Origin of the sequence: Candidatus Pelagibacter sp. Uisw_106 (assembly GCF_047724975.1) — a bacterium.
GTDB lineage: Bacteria > Pseudomonadota > Alphaproteobacteria > Pelagibacterales > Pelagibacteraceae > Pelagibacter.
In genome coordinates, this window is the sequence record NZ_CP159819.1 from 386,593 (window position 1) to 400,979 (window position 14,387).

Sequence of the window (14,387 nt, forward strand, 5' to 3'; positions counted from 1 at the left end):
ATAGTTTTATGAGTAAAATCTTTAAAGTTGGATTAATTGGCTGTGGTCATATTTCTGAAACATATTTTAGAGCTGAAAAATATTTTAACAATATAAAGATAGTTAAATGTGCAGATATAAATTTTAATAATGCAAAAAAATGCGCTAAAATTAATAAAATTAAAGCAGTAACTGTTAAAGAGCTGTTAAAAGATAAAGAAATAGAAATAATTCTAAATTTAACAATACCTAAGGCTCATTACCAGGTAGCCAAACAAGCCTTAACTAATGGTAAACATGTTTATTCTGAAAAACCGTTAGCAATTAATTTTAAAGATGGGCAAGAATTATTAAGACTATCAAAAAAGAATAAGCTTTATATAGGTAATGCTCCTGACACATTTTTAGGTGGGGGTATTCAAAAATCAAAAGAACTAGTAGATAAAAAAATCATTGGAAAAATAAACTTAGGAAGTGCTATTTTTGCCTTTCCAGGAGTTCAATCTTATCACCCCAATCCAGAACCATGGTTTGCAAAAAAAGAAGGTGGACCTGCAATAGATATGGGCCCTTATTATCTAACAGCTTTAGTAAATTTATTGGGACCTGCAAAAAAAGTATCAGGTAGTATTGTTAAGGGTGTCAAAAGAAGAACTATTGGAATAGGTCCTAGAAAAAACAAAACTTTTAAGGTTGAATGCCCTACAACATATTTATCAACAATTATCTTTGAAAATGGAACAGTAATTAGATTAACTTTATCATTTGATGTCATCACTCATAAAAGAAACCATATTGAATTATATGGAGATAAAGGTTCAATGATAGTACCTGATCCAAATATGTTTGGTGGTTCGGTTTATGTTTGTAAAAAATTAGGTAACCCTTGGACTGAATATAAAACTAATAAAATGCCTTTAGGTAAGATTAATATTAGATCGCAAAGTTCAAGAGCAAACGAGTCTGCAATAAATGCTAATTATAGAGGAGCTGGTTTAGCTGAAATGGCTTACTGTATAGAAAATAAAAAAACTCATAAATGCAATGGTGAACTATCATTGCATGTGCTAGATATAATTGATTCAATGATGAAAGCAGCAGTTACAGGAATTTTGCAAAATATAAAAACAAAATGTAAAAAACCTAAAAGATTCACCAATCAAGAAATTAAAAAAATTTTAAGAAAAAATATTTAAAGATATGTCTAAATTGTTAGTTATTTCTGACCCAGCACCACGATCGTTAGACTTAATTTTTACAAAAAAAAAATTGAAAGAACTAAAATTAAGATACAATCTTCTTATTGCACCTAAAAAAAATAAAGATAAATTTTACAAAGAAAATATTCATAGAGCTACATTTATAATGGGCCAACCCAATCTAGATAAATCTCTTTTATCAAAAGCAAAAAAACTTAAAGCAGTAATTAATGTTGAAAGTAATTTTATGGATAATATTGACTATGAATATTGTTTTCAAAAAGGAATTCATGTAATAGCAACCTCTCCAGTATTTTCTAAACCTGTGGCTGAACTTGCATTAGGTTTAACTTTGTCTTTATTAAGAGATATTCATAATTCTCATAAAGACTTTCTTAATAAAACTGAAAAATATGGCTTAGATGGAAATTTAAAATCTTCTTTATTGAGTGATAAAAAAATTGGCCTTTTGGGTTATGGTGATTTAGCAAAAGCATTGACACCTTTGCTGACCCCTTTTTCAAAAGATATTAACGTATATGACCCTTGGGTTCCTAGTAAAACTATTAAAGACGATGGTTTTAATACAATTTCATTAGATAATATGTTTAAAACTTGTGATGTAATTTATGTATTGGCAGCAATTACAAAGAACAACCAATCACTAATTGATAAAAGACTTCTAAATCAATTGAAATCAAATTCACTATTTATTTTGATGAGTAGGGCGGCTGTTGTTAATTTTGATGATCTGATCAAAAGAGTTAAAAAAGGTGATATTTATGTGGCTACAGATGTTTTTCCTGAAGAACCAGTTAAAAAAAATGACCCAATAAGAAAAGTAAAAAATTTTTTATTTTCAGCACATCGTGCCGGAGCATTAAAGGACACTTTTACAGAAATGGGTGAAATTGTCTTAGAAGACATGAGATTAATTTCAAAAAACTTACCACCAAGACTGTGTAAAAGAGCAGAAAGAGAAACTGTAAAGTTGATTAGATCAAAACCTGTTGCAATTAATTAATTTTCTTTTTAAGTTGCAGCAATGTCTTTTTCAAATAAAATAATTCTAGAAGCAAAAGGTGTAAGTAAATACTTTGGAACTATCACAGCATTAGAGGATGTTAATCTAACCATTAAAGAAGGAGAGTGTTTGGGTGTTGTTGGTGATAACGGTGCTGGAAAATCTACTTTCATGAAAGTTTTATCTGGTCTTTATAAACCAAGTAAAGGAGCCCTATATTTTAACGGTAACAAAGAAGTGCTTGAAAGCCCAAGAGACTCTCAAAATTTAGGACTTGAAATGGTTTATCAAGATCTTGCTTTAGCAGGAAATTTACCAATTGGAGAAAATATTTTTCTTGGTCGTGAACCAACCAAAAAAGTAGGTTTCTTAAAACTGCTTGATTATAAAAAGATTAAAGAAATGTCAGAAGCGCACTTAGATAAGTTAAAAATTCATGTAAAAAGTGCAGATCAAAAAGTTGAAGAACTGTCTGGAGGTCAAAGACAAGCGATTGCAATAGCAAGAGCTACAGCATTTAATTCTAAATTGGTAATCATGGATGAGCCTACAGCAGCTTTAGCAATTAAAGAAGTTGGAAAAGTTTTAGATCTTATTAATAGTTTAAAAAAAATGGGTGTAAGTGTAATTATTATTAGTCATAGAATGGATGATATTTTTGCAGTCTGCGATAGAGTAATGGCACTTTTTCAGGGAACTAATTTTGCAGAGTCTGAATTATCAAAAACTTCAAGAGATGAAGTTATTGGTTGGATTATGGGAAAAAAATAAATTATGGAAACTAAAGAAAATAAAAAACAAAATATTTTTTTAAAAACTATTCCTTATTTTGACAAATATGGAATATTATTATTACTTTTTTTAATGATAGCTGTCCTTCATTTTTTGCAGCCTGAAGTATTCCTTTCTTGGAGAAACGTAACAAACGTTTTTAAACAAATTTCTTGGCAATCAATGCTTGCACTCGGAGTGTTTATAGTAATTGTCACTGCCGGAATTGATTTGTCGGTTGGTTCCATAATGATGTTATCTCTCATGGTTCTAGCGATAACCTCAAAAGCAGGAGCTGCTTGGTATATTGTAATTATAATCCCTATAATAATGGGTGCATTATGTGGAATGGTTAATGGATTGGGTATTACAATTCTTCGCATGCCCCATCCTTTTATTATGACATTAGGAACACTTTATATATTTAGAGGAACAGGTAATCTTATTTCGGGAGGCGTGCCAATTAGTGGATTTACTGAGGAGGTAAGATTACTTGGTAATGGAAGAATTGACTTAACTTGGTTAGGTTTAGAAGAATCTCAGTATCTTCCTGTGAGCGTAGTTTTAATTGCAGTTGTTTTCTTTTTAATGTGGGCATTTTTAAATCATACTAGAACTGGAAAATGGATTTATGCAATTGGTGGAAACCCAAATGCAGCAAGAGCAGCTGGAATAAACGTTAATAGAATTTTAGTAATTGTATATTCTTTATGTGGATTGTTAGCAGGGTTTGGTGCTTTAATTTTAGCTGGCAGAGCTGACTCAGGTTACCCTAATGCTGGTTTAAATGCAGAGCTAGATGCAATTGCTGCCTGCATTATTGGTGGAGCTAGTTTTTTTGGTGGACGTGGAACTGTACTTGGTGTTTTTGTTGGGGTAATGATAATGGGGATTTTAAGAAATGGTTTAAACTTAATGGACGTTAGTTCTTTTTGGCAACAAGTTTTGATAGGAGCAATTATTGTTATTGCTGTCTATATAGATGTCTTAAGAAAAGATCTAGGAACAAGACATTAGAAAAAAAGCCCCTAAATTAAAGAAAAAATAAAGTTGTTTTCTTTTTTAAAATAATATTCACTTAGTTTTTAAAAAATAATAATAATATAGAGGGAAATAATATGAATAATTTAATTAAAAGAATTGGTGTATTAATTACATCTGTTTTTCTTATTCTAAGCATAACTTCAGTAAGTTCTTTTGCTGAAAAAACTATTTTGTTTAGTATTAAAGGTCCAGGATCAGGAAACCCTTTTTGGGCTTCTGTTGAAAAAGGAGCTAAGGATGAAGCAAAAAAATTAGGTGTTAAATTGGTTCTTATAGCGCCACCTCAAGAAGGTGACGTTCAAGCACAAATTAACCAAGTAGAAGATCAAATCGCAAAAGGTGTTGATGCAATAGCTCTAGCACCTGGTGATCCAAATGCCTTTGGTCCAATTGTTGATGATGCAATCAAAAGTGGAGTTCCAGTTGTATTTGTTGATACTCAAGGAATTAATAAAGGTGTAACTTTTATTGGAACAAATAATAAAAATGGTGCAGAATTAGCTGCTAAATTTATTTGTGACAAAACTGCAAAAGGTTCTGACGTTGCAATTTTAACTGGTGTTGAATCTCAATCAACTGCTCTTCTTAGAAGAGATGGTGCGATTAAAGGATTTAAAGACTGTGGTTTAAATCTTGTAGCTACACAAACTGCTGAATGGGATACTGCAAAAGCAAGATCAGTTACAGAGTCTATTCTTGTAAAAAACCCTAACATCAAAGCAATCTTTGGATCTAACGATAATATGGCGTTAGGTGCGATTCAAGCTCTTAAAGATGCTGGAATGAAAGGTGTTACAGTTGTAGGTTTTGATGCAACTCCTGACGCTGCTAAAAGTATTTTAGCTGGTGACATGACTGCAACAATTGCTCAGTTTTCATATAACATGGGTGCTTACGGTGTTAAATACGCACTTGCATTAGCTAATGGTGAAAAAATCGATGCAAATATCGATACTGGAACTCAATTAGTTACTACAAAAAATGCTAACGACTTTAAATAGTCTTTAGATTAAATTTTAAGATCAAAGGGTGGAATTTTTATTCCACCCTTTTTTTTTATGTAATATAATATTCTCATGTTAATAAAAATTGATCCCATTCTAAGCCCTGAACTTCTATTTACACTTCGTACTATGGGTCATGGAGATAAATTAGTTTTAGCAGATGCAAATTTTCCTGCAAACTCTATGAATAAAAATGTCATAAGATTAGATGGTGTAAATATTAAAGATGCAGCAAAAGCGATCCTTTCTGTATTTCCTTTAGATAGTTTTATTGTATCCCAAGGTGGAACTGCAGCCAATAGAATGGAAGTTGATGACAATCCTAATGAATTAACAGAAACTCATAAAGAATTTATTAAAGCAGTTAAAGATATTTCGGGTGAAAGCTGGAATGTAGGATCTATTGAGAGAAAATCTTTTTATGCAGAATCAAAAAAATCTTATGCAATTGTTACAACAACAGATGCTAGACCATTTGGATGCTTTATATTAACCAAAGGTGTAATTAAACCAGATGGAAGTGTTTGGGTTCTTGAAAATTAATGAATTCAATTATTATTTTTGGTGTATTTGTTGCTGACCTTTGTTTTTTTGGAAATAAAATACCTACTAGAGGTGAGACAGTTTTAGGAAACAACCATTTAGTTGGACCAGGTGGAAAAGGTTCAAACCAAGCAATTGCAGCAGCAAGATTAGAGGGTAATGTTAAGTTTATAACTAAAATTGGTAAAGATAGTCATGCTGAAATGGCACTCTCTTTATATAAAGAAGCAGGAGTGGATACAGCATCTGTAATACAAGATCCAAGTCTTTCTACTGGTGTTGCAGGAATAATGATTGATGAAAATGGACACAATGCAATTAATATTGTTGCAGGTGCTGCTGGGCATTTACAAAATATAGATATTGATAAAAATTTAGATGTAATAAAAGATTCAAAGATATTTTTAACACAAATGGAGACCCCAGATTTAACGACAATGTATGCTTTAAAAAAAGCTAAAGAAAATAATTGTCTTACAATTTTAAATCCAGCACCAGCAAGAAAAATACAAAAAGAAGATTTTTCATTACTAGATTTTTTCACACCAAATGAGACAGAAGCAGAGTTTTATCTTAATAAAAAAATTGAGACAAAAGAAGATATTCAAAATGCTGCAAAAGAATTTTTAAGTATGGGTGTTAAGAATATTATTATTACCTTAGGTGCAAAAGGAGTTTATTTTGAAAATAAGGAAGAAAATTATTTTATTGATGCGTTAAGTTTGAAAGATGAAGTTATCGATACTACTGGAGCGGGGGATGCGTTTAATGGAGCACTAGCTGTAGCACTTGCTAAAGACTCTAATTATAAAGATGCAATAATTTTTGCAAATAAAGTGGGTGGTATATCAACTACTAGGTTAGGTGCTGCTAGTTCAATGCCTTTATTAAAAGAAGTAGAAGAATATTAAATGATATATAAAGCAAATCATAATAGATATGATGAGATGCAATATAGAAATTGTGGCTCTAGTGGTCTTAAACTTCCTTTAATAAGCTTGGGTCTTTGGCACAATTTTGGAGGAAAAACTATCAATCCAGAATCTAAAAAAGTTTTATTTAAAGCATTTGATTTAGGAATTACTCATTTCGACCTAGCAAATAATTATGGACCACCATATGGAAGTGCAGAGACAAATTTTGGTAAAGTGATGAAAGGTGATCTAAAGAAGTATAGAGATGAGCTTATCATTTCTTCAAAAGCTGGGTATGACATGTGGGAAGGACCTTACGGAGAATGGGGTTCTAAAAAACATATAATAGCAAGTTGTGACCAAAGTCTAAAACGAATGTGTGTAGATTATTTTGATATTTTCTATTCACATAGATTTGATCCTAATACGCCACTTGAAGAAACGGCAGATGCCCTTGAAAGTATTTATAGATCTGGAAAAGCTCAATACATAGGTGTTTCCTCTTATTCTTCAAAAAAAACTAATCAAATGTTTGAAATTTTAAAATCACGAAATATAAAAATTCTAATTCATCAACCATCATATTCACTAATAAATAGATGGATTGAAAAAGATTTAACTAAAACACTCTTAAAAAAAGGAATTGGGTGCATTGCATTTTCTCCATTAGCTCAAGGAATGCTTTCTGAAAAATATCTAAAAGGAATTCCAAAAATTTCTAGAGCAAATCAAAAAATTACGTCATTAGACAAAAGTTTAATTACAAAAAAAAATATTAAAATGATTAATGAATTAAACTCAATTGCAAAAAAAAGAGGCCAATCTTTATCTCAAATGGCTCTTGCATGGACATTGAATAATAAAGCAGTGACTTCTGCTTTAATTGGTGTGAGAAATTTAAAACAATTAAAAGAAAATGTGGAAAGCTTAAAAAATTTAAATTTTTCAAAAAAAGAATTATCATCAATTAACAAAAAAGCTAAAGACGGTGGAATTAATTTGTGGCTTCCATCTAGCTCTCATTAATTTTGAAAATTATCTAATGATTACTTTACATTTTCTAAAATTTTAATAAAAAACTAGGATAGAAGGTCAACATATGAATGATTATAATTTAAAAGGTAGAAGAGCAATAGTGACTGGTGGAGCACAGGGTTTTGGGTATGCTATTACAAAAAGATTTCTAGAGTCTGGAGCTGAAGTTATAATTTGGGATATCGATCAAAAAGCTGTTGATGAAGCTTTAAAAGAACTATCATCGGAAAAATGTAGTCATCAAATAGTGGATGTCACTAACTTTGATGATATTACAAAAAATATTGAACTAAGCACTAAAGATAAAAATATTGATATTTTTGTAAACAATGCAGGTATGGCAGGTAAAAATACCCAAGTATGGAATTATCCAAATGATGAGTGGTTAAAAGTAATGAATTTAGATTTAAATTCTGTTTTCTATTGTTGTAAAGCAATAGCACCTCATATGATTAAAAATAACTACGGAAGAATAGTTAATATTGCATCCATTGCAGGAAAAGAAGGAAACCCAAATGCTAGCGCATATAGTACTGCAAAAGCAGGAGTTATAGGGCTTACAAAATCTTTGGGGAAAGAATTGGCAGATAAAAATATTGCGGTAAATGCTGTAACACCAGCAGCAGCTAAGACAAGAATTTTTGATCAAATGACTGAAGAACATATAAATTATATGCTTTCTAAAATTCCAAGAAATAGATTTGCTAAGGTTGATGAATTAGCATCATTAGTTACTTGGTTGGCTGCAGAAGAAAATTCTTTTTCAACTGCTGCAGTTTTTGATTTAAGCGGTGGTAGAGCAACTTATTAGTTATGCAAATTGGATTTGATGTTGGTGCAACAAAAATAGAAAGTGTTATTTTAAAAGATAACGGTGAAGAAGTTGACAGAAGCAGAAGAGATTGCCCAAAAGATTACATGACAATAATTCAAACAATTAAAGACGTTGTTGCTGAACTAGAAAAAAAACATAACTATGTATTTCCGGTTGGAGTTTGTCATCCAGGTGTTCATTCACCACAGACAGGATTAGTTAAAAATGCACCTAATTGTGTTTGGATTGAAAAAAAACCTTTTCAAAAAGATCTAAGAGCAACTTTGAATAGAGAGGTTTTTTGTGAAAATGATGCAAACTGTTTTGCATTGTCAGAAGCAATTGATGGAGCTGGTAAACACTATAAAATTGTTTATGGGATAATTCTAGGATCAGGGGCTGGAGGTGGACTAGCTATTGATAAGCAAATTGTTTCAGGACCTAATGGGGTTGCAGGGGAATGGGGGCACAATCAGTTACCTTATATGGCTGCCCAAAAAGAAGAACTCAAAACATCAAACTTAAGAGAAGTAGAGATTGAAAGTTTTGTTTCAGGACTAGGTTTAGCTAAAAGATTTAACAAAAAGTATAATAAAAATTTAAAATCAAATGAAATATTTGAACTTTATAGAAGACACGAACTAGATGCAGAAAAAATGATAGATGAATTCAAAGTTAACCTTGCAATGTCTTTAGCAACTATAGTCAATATTCTTGATCCAGATGCTTTTATATTTGGTGGAGGTGTTACTAATGAAATTGATTTCCTTGATGAAGTAGAAAATATAACCAAGAAATATGTTATAGGAAAAGAATATGAGGGTGTATTTTTAAAACCTAAGTTTGGAGACGCAAGTGGTGTGCGTGGTGCAGCAAGATTAGGTAGAAAATCAAGTTATTAAATTAGTTCACTTATAAATAGATTATTAATATTTAATAATTTTTTTTTTCCACATAAAATAACGTTTAATTAGATAAAAATATAGATCAACCTAAGGTTGTGCGATGTTCTTTTATGTTTTAATAAATTTTTTTTTTTAATAGAGTTCATTTTTAAAAATTAATCAAACCGATTAATTTTCTATTAACAAATGAGAGGGAATAAAATGAAAATGAAAAAACTGTTAGTTGCTTTAATAGTTCTAGCTCTTACTCCAAGTGTTTCATTTGCAGCACCTAAAGCTGAGGTATTGCACTGGTGGACTGGTGGTGGTGAAGCAAAAGCTTTAAAAGTATTACAAGATGATTTTGCAGCACAAGGTGGAATATGGTTAGATATGCCTGTTTCTGGTGGAGGTGGAGATGCAGCAATGCAAACACTAAAAGCTAGAATAGTTGCTAACGATGCACCAGCGGCTGCACAAATTAAAGGTCCTACAATTCAAGAGTATGATGAAGAAGGTGTGGTTGGACCTTACAATATCGATGCTGTTGCACAAAAAGAAGGTTGGGACAATCTTTTAAGTGAACAAGTTGCAAGTCATATGAAATGTGATGATGGTAAAGCATATTGTGCTGCGCCTGTAAACATTCACAGAATTGACTGGATCTGGGCTAATAAAAAAGTTTTAGATTCAAATGGTATTAAAATGCCCTCTACTTGGGCAGAGTTTAATGCTGCAGCAGATAAACTACAAGCAAAAGGAATTATTCCTTTAGCTCATGGTAGTCAGCCTTGGCAAGATGCAACAGTATTTGAAGCTGTAGCTCTTGGTATTGGTGGAAATGATTTTTACAGAAAAGCTTTTGTAGAATTAGATCCTGCTACCTTAGGTGGATCAACTATGGCTAAAGTATTTGACCAAATGAGAAAACTTAAAGGTTACACAGATGCTGGTTCTCCAGGAAGAGATTGGAACATAGCTACTGGTATGGTAATGGAAGGCAAAGCTGCTTTTCAAATCATGGGTGACTGGGCAAAAGGTGAGTTTTCTGCTAACAACCAGGCGCCAGGAAAAGATTATATCTGTGCACCAACTCCATCTGATAATGGATATCTTTACAATGTAGATTCATTTATTTTCTTCAAAGTAAAAGGTAAAGAAAAAGTTGAAGGTCAAAAACTACTTGCTAGCTTAATGATGGGAAAAAACTTCCAAAAAGTTTTCAACATCTATAAAGGTTCGATACCTGCAAGATTAGACGTTTCTATGGATGAGTTTGATATGTGTGCTAAAAAATCAAACGCAGACTTAAAAACTGCTGCTTCTAAAGGTGGATTACTACCAAGTTTTGCTCACGGTATGGCATTAAAACTTGCACAAAAAGGTGCAATTCAAGATGTGGTTACTGAGCATTTCAACTCAACAATGTCTTCGTCTGACGCTGCAAAAAAATTAGCAGCAGCAGTTAAGGCTTCACTTTAATAAAAAAAGTATATTAAGATTTGCGCTGTCATGAAAATGATAGCGCAGATTTAATTATAAAATATGTTTTGGTTAAAAAAAAATTTACCTAAATTAGTTTTAACTCCATCACTTGGAATTTTGTCATGGTTTGTCTATGGCTTCATTTTTTGGACGATATACATCTCTTTCACTAAGTCTAAGATGTTGCCAAGATATGAACTTTGGGGAATAGACCAGTATATCAGACTGTGGAAAATGCCAAGATGGCACGTAGCAGTAGAAAATTTACTTATATTTACAGTTTTATTCATTATTTTATGCATTGCCATTGGAATTCTTCTTTCAATTTTACTTGATCAAAAGATTAGAGCTGAAGGTTTTTTAAGAACAATTTATTTATACCCTATGGCTTTATCATTTATTGTAACGGGGACTGCTTGGAAATGGGTTCTAAATCCAACACTAGGCATTGAAAAATTTGCACACGATATGGGTTTTGAGAGCTTTAAATTTGATTGGTTGGTGACACCTGAGATGTCAATATACACAATAGTAATAGCCGGTGTATGGCAATCATCTGGATTTATAATGGCAATTTTTTTAGCAGGTCTAAGATCGGTTGATGATGAAATTATTAAAGCTGCGAAAATTGATGGTGCAGGAATATTTTCAATTTACAGTAAAATTATTCTTCCAATGATGCGGCCAGTTTTTATGAGTGCAATAGTAATTTTGGTACACTTATCAATTAAGAGTTATGATTTGATTATAGCACTAACTTCAGGTGGACCAGGAATTTCATCAGATATGCCAGCAGTATTTATGACGACTATGGCATTTCATAGAAGCGAAGTTGGTTTAGCATCCGCAAGTGCTATCATGATGTTTTTAACAGTATCAGCAATTGTTGTGCCATATTTATATTCAGAACTGAAGAGGGAAGATGCAAGATAAAGAAACTTTAAAACTAAATAAATTAGAAGCAAATTCTAAAAGAAAAAATACAATCTATAGATGGATTTTATATTTTATATTAGGAGTTTTTGTCATTTATTATTTAACTCCACTTTATGTTATGATTGTAACTTCATTTAAAACAATGCCTGAAATTAGACAGGGAAACTTATTTTCATTACCCAGTTCTTTAAAATTTGATGCCTGGAAACAAGCTTGGGATGGAACAGGTTATACAGGGGGGGATGTTTTTCTTAAACCTTATTTTTGGAACTCAATAAAACTAGTAGTCCCTGCTGTTGTTATATCAACTCTACTTGGTGCTATTAACGGTTATGCTTTAACAAAATGGAGATTTAAAGGAGATTCATATGTCTTTCTATTATTTTTATTTGGCACATTTATTCCATACCAGGCAATTTTGTTACCGATGGCTAGAACATTGGGTGTTCTTGGAATTTCAAATTCAATAAATGGACTAATACTAGTTCATGTTGTTTATGGAATTTGTTTTACAACTTTATTTTGTAGAAATTACTATGTATCAATTTCAGATGAAATGGTAAGAGCCGCAAGAATAGATGGTGCTGGTTTTTTTAAAATATTTTTTAAAATCATTTTACCAATTTCTATACCAATAATAGTTGTAACTGTTATTTGGCAATTTACTCAAGTGTGGAATGATTTTTTATTTGGTGCTACTTTTTCATTCGGTGAATCTGCACCAATTCAAGTTGCTCTTAATAACTTGGTTTTAACAGGCACGGCTGTCAAAAGATACAACGTAGATATGGCGGCAGCAATCATTACGGGAATTCCGACATTAATAGTTTATATTCTTGCTGGAAATTATTTTATCAAAGGACTAACAGCTGGATCAGTGAAAGGATAATATGGCAACTTTAAAAATTAATGACATAAATAAAAATTTTGGAAAAACAGAAGTGTTAAAAGGAATTAACCTAGATATTAAACATGGTGAATTTCTTGTGCTCTTAGGACCATCTGGCTGTGGAAAATCTACATTATTAAACACTATTGCTGGTCTAGAAACCTCTAATAGTGGGGATATTTTAATAGACGATCATATTGTGAATAATATGGAGCCAAGTGACAGAGATATTGCTTTAGTATTTCAGTCTTATGCTCTTTATCCAGCAATGACTGTTAGAAAGAATGTAACATTTGGTTTAGAGCAAAGAAAAACCCCAAAAGAAAAAATAGCAAAAGCATTAGATGATGTTTCTAATTTATTACAAATAACTCAACTATTAGACAGAAAACCATCTCAATTATCTGGTGGTCAACGTCAACGTGTTGCAATGGGTAGGGCATTAGTAAGAGATCCTAAAATTTTTCTATTTGATGAACCGTTATCAAATCTTGACGCAAAATTAAGAGTTGAAATGAGAAGAGAAATTAAAAAACTGCATCAAACACTTGGAACTACAATAGTTTATGTTACTCATGATCAAACAGAGGCAATGAGTTTAGGTACAAATATTGCTATCATGGATCATGGACTAATCCAACAATGTGATACTCCTAAAAATATTTACAATAAACCAGAAAGTATTTTTGTTGCAGATTTTATTGGATCTCCATCAATGAATTTGGTTGAAGGTAAGTTAACAAAAGATAACAATGATATTGTTTTTATGCCAAATGGTTCAAATGATAGTGTTAAAATACCAGTTGGAAATTATTCTTTTAAAAGTAAATTTGATGGTAATGAAGTATCAGCTTATTTAGGAATTAGACCAGAACATATTTATTTTGAAAAAATTAATCCTGATTGTTTTGAGATCAGTTTAAAATCAGAGCTATTAGAATATACAGGTCATGAGCAAATAGTAACATTTGATTATTTAGGTCAACAAGTTCTGGGTAAATTTTCTTCCACATTTGATATAGAAATAAATAAAGATTTAAAATTAAATATTGATACATCTCAAATTTCTTTATTTGATAAACAGTCAAAAAAAAGGATATAAAATGACAGCTATTTATGACGATTTAAAAAATAAAATTGTTTTTGTTACCGGTGGAGGCTCTGGTATTGGAGCATCCATTGTTGAACATTTTTGTGAACAAGGAGCAGAAGTTTTTTTTATTGATATAGATATTAAAGAATCAAACAAATTATTAAAAAATATTAAAAATAAAAAATTAAAACTTCCAACTTTTATTGAATGCAATTTAGTAAATATTAAGAAATTACAAAACATAATTAAAAAGATAACGAGAACTAAAGGACCAATTGATATTTTGGTAAACAGTGCAGCTAATGACAATAGACATACGACAGACCAAGTTGATGAAAAATACTGGGAAAATAGAATGAACATCAATTTAAGACATTATTTTTTTGCATCCCAATCAGTAATAAAAGGTATGATTAAAAATAAAGGTGGTTCAATTATAAACCTTAGCTCTGTTTCTTGGATGTTGGGAGAGGGAGATAAAGTTGTTTATGAGACTGCAAAATCTGCGGTTATGGGTTTAACAAGATCATTTGCACAAGAATTTGGTAAGTATAATATTAGAGTTAATTCAGTTACTCCTGGCTCTATTGCAACAGAAAGACAGATAAAACACTGGTTAACGCCAAAATATAAGAAGCTCATTTTGGAAAAACAAGCCTTAAAAAGACAATTGAAACCAAAGGATGTAGCTACAATGATACTCTTTCTTGGATCCAACCAATCATCAGGATGTACAAAACAAAATTTTATTGTAGATGGTGGGATAGTCTAAA

15 protein-coding genes are annotated in these 14,387 nt (G+C 31.3%); all 15 read left to right on the forward strand.

Annotation, left to right across the window (positions count from 1 at the left end; translation table 11 throughout):
* Positions 1–8 precede the first annotated feature (8 nt).
* The gene (locus tag ABXT45_RS02050) at positions 9–1,175 is read left to right on the forward strand and encodes a Gfo/Idh/MocA family protein (RefSeq protein ID WP_415314111.1); all 1,167 of its coding nucleotides are present in this window, start codon (positions 9–11) and stop codon (positions 1,173–1,175) included.
* 4 nt (positions 1,176–1,179) lie between these two features.
* Positions 1,180–2,202 carry an NAD(P)-dependent oxidoreductase gene (locus tag ABXT45_RS02055; RefSeq protein ID WP_415314113.1) on the forward strand — a complete coding sequence of 341 codons (1,023 nt, stop codon included), beginning with the start codon at positions 1,180–1,182 and terminating at the stop codon, positions 2,200–2,202.
* Positions 2,203–2,223: 21 nt separating this feature from the next.
* Positions 2,224–2,973, forward strand: coding sequence for an ATP-binding cassette domain-containing protein (locus ABXT45_RS02060; protein WP_415314115.1), 750 nt, complete (start codon positions 2,224–2,226; stop codon positions 2,971–2,973).
* A gap of 3 nt (positions 2,974–2,976) precedes the next feature.
* A complete protein-coding gene (locus tag ABXT45_RS02065; protein WP_415286800.1) occupies positions 2,977–3,990 on the forward strand; it encodes an ABC transporter permease in 1,014 nt (337 codons plus the stop codon).
* Between the two features lie 101 nt (positions 3,991–4,091).
* Positions 4,092–5,018, forward strand: a complete 927-nt coding sequence (locus ABXT45_RS02070) for a sugar ABC transporter substrate-binding protein (RefSeq protein ID WP_415314116.1) — start codon at positions 4,092–4,094, stop codon at positions 5,016–5,018.
* Positions 5,019–5,093: 75 nt separating this feature from the next.
* Positions 5,094–5,564, forward strand: coding sequence for an RbsD/FucU family protein (locus ABXT45_RS02075; protein ID WP_415314118.1), 471 nt, complete (start codon positions 5,094–5,096; stop codon positions 5,562–5,564).
* Positions 5,564–6,475, forward strand: coding sequence for a ribokinase (rbsK, locus tag ABXT45_RS02080; protein ID WP_415314119.1), 912 nt, complete (start codon positions 5,564–5,566; stop codon positions 6,473–6,475). The genes ABXT45_RS02075 and rbsK overlap by 1 nt, the downstream gene beginning before the upstream one ends.
* Entirely contained in the window at positions 6,476–7,504 is a 1,029-nt protein-coding gene (gene mgrA / locus ABXT45_RS02085) for an L-glyceraldehyde 3-phosphate reductase (protein ID WP_415314121.1), read from the forward strand.
* Positions 7,505–7,577: 73 nt separating this feature from the next.
* Entirely contained in the window at positions 7,578–8,324 is a 747-nt protein-coding gene (locus tag ABXT45_RS02090) for an SDR family NAD(P)-dependent oxidoreductase (protein WP_415314123.1), read from the forward strand.
* Positions 8,325–8,326: 2 nt separating this feature from the next.
* The gene (locus ABXT45_RS02095; protein WP_415314124.1) at positions 8,327–9,229 is read left to right on the forward strand and encodes an ROK family protein; all 903 of its coding nucleotides are present in this window, start codon (positions 8,327–8,329) and stop codon (positions 9,227–9,229) included.
* 204 nt (positions 9,230–9,433) lie between these two features.
* Positions 9,434–10,693 (forward strand): ABC transporter substrate-binding protein, encoded by a 1,260-nt coding sequence (locus ABXT45_RS02100; RefSeq protein WP_415314125.1) that lies wholly within the window; start codon positions 9,434–9,436, stop codon positions 10,691–10,693.
* A 63-nt stretch (positions 10,694–10,756) separates the two neighbouring features.
* A complete protein-coding gene (locus ABXT45_RS02105) occupies positions 10,757–11,629 on the forward strand; it encodes a carbohydrate ABC transporter permease (protein ID WP_415314127.1) in 873 nt (290 codons plus the stop codon).
* Positions 11,619–12,521 carry a carbohydrate ABC transporter permease gene (locus tag ABXT45_RS02110; RefSeq protein WP_415286809.1) on the forward strand — a complete coding sequence of 301 codons (903 nt, stop codon included), beginning with the start codon at positions 11,619–11,621 and terminating at the stop codon, positions 12,519–12,521. Before ABXT45_RS02105 ends, ABXT45_RS02110 begins: the two co-directional genes overlap by 11 nt.
* Before the next feature lies 1 nt (position 12,522).
* Positions 12,523–13,623, forward strand: a complete 1,101-nt coding sequence (locus tag ABXT45_RS02115) for an ABC transporter ATP-binding protein (protein ID WP_415314129.1) — start codon at positions 12,523–12,525, stop codon at positions 13,621–13,623.
* A gap of 1 nt (position 13,624) precedes the next feature.
* The gene (locus ABXT45_RS02120; protein ID WP_415314131.1) at positions 13,625–14,386 is read left to right on the forward strand and encodes an SDR family NAD(P)-dependent oxidoreductase; all 762 of its coding nucleotides are present in this window, start codon (positions 13,625–13,627) and stop codon (positions 14,384–14,386) included.
* Position 14,387: the final 1 nt, after the last annotated feature.

Coding starts and splice junctions, on each gene's coding strand:
- ABXT45_RS02070 (WP_415314116.1), top strand. CDS start 4,092: ATGAATAATTTAATTAAAAGAATTGGTGTATTAATTACATCTGTTTTT.
- ABXT45_RS02075 (WP_415314118.1), top strand. CDS start 5,094: ATGTTAATAAAAATTGATCCCATTCTAAGCCCTGAACTTCTATTTACA.
- ABXT45_RS02110 (WP_415286809.1), top strand. CDS start 11,619: ATGCAAGATAAAGAAACTTTAAAACTAAATAAATTAGAAGCAAATTCT.
- mgrA (WP_415314121.1), top strand. CDS start 6,476: ATGATATATAAAGCAAATCATAATAGATATGATGAGATGCAATATAGA.
- ABXT45_RS02055 (WP_415314113.1), top strand. CDS start 1,180: ATGTCTAAATTGTTAGTTATTTCTGACCCAGCACCACGATCGTTAGAC.
- ABXT45_RS02095 (WP_415314124.1), top strand. CDS start 8,327: ATGCAAATTGGATTTGATGTTGGTGCAACAAAAATAGAAAGTGTTATT.
- ABXT45_RS02100 (WP_415314125.1), top strand. CDS start 9,434: ATGAAAATGAAAAAACTGTTAGTTGCTTTAATAGTTCTAGCTCTTACT.
- rbsK (WP_415314119.1), top strand. CDS start 5,564: ATGAATTCAATTATTATTTTTGGTGTATTTGTTGCTGACCTTTGTTTT.
- ABXT45_RS02090 (WP_415314123.1), top strand. CDS start 7,578: ATGAATGATTATAATTTAAAAGGTAGAAGAGCAATAGTGACTGGTGGA.
- ABXT45_RS02115 (WP_415314129.1), top strand. CDS start 12,523: ATGGCAACTTTAAAAATTAATGACATAAATAAAAATTTTGGAAAAACA.
- ABXT45_RS02065 (WP_415286800.1), top strand. CDS start 2,977: ATGGAAACTAAAGAAAATAAAAAACAAAATATTTTTTTAAAAACTATT.
- ABXT45_RS02105 (WP_415314127.1), top strand. CDS start 10,757: ATGTTTTGGTTAAAAAAAAATTTACCTAAATTAGTTTTAACTCCATCA.
- ABXT45_RS02060 (WP_415314115.1), top strand. CDS start 2,224: ATGTCTTTTTCAAATAAAATAATTCTAGAAGCAAAAGGTGTAAGTAAA.
- ABXT45_RS02050 (WP_415314111.1), top strand. CDS start 9: ATGAGTAAAATCTTTAAAGTTGGATTAATTGGCTGTGGTCATATTTCT.
- ABXT45_RS02120 (WP_415314131.1), top strand. CDS start 13,625: ATGACAGCTATTTATGACGATTTAAAAAATAAAATTGTTTTTGTTACC.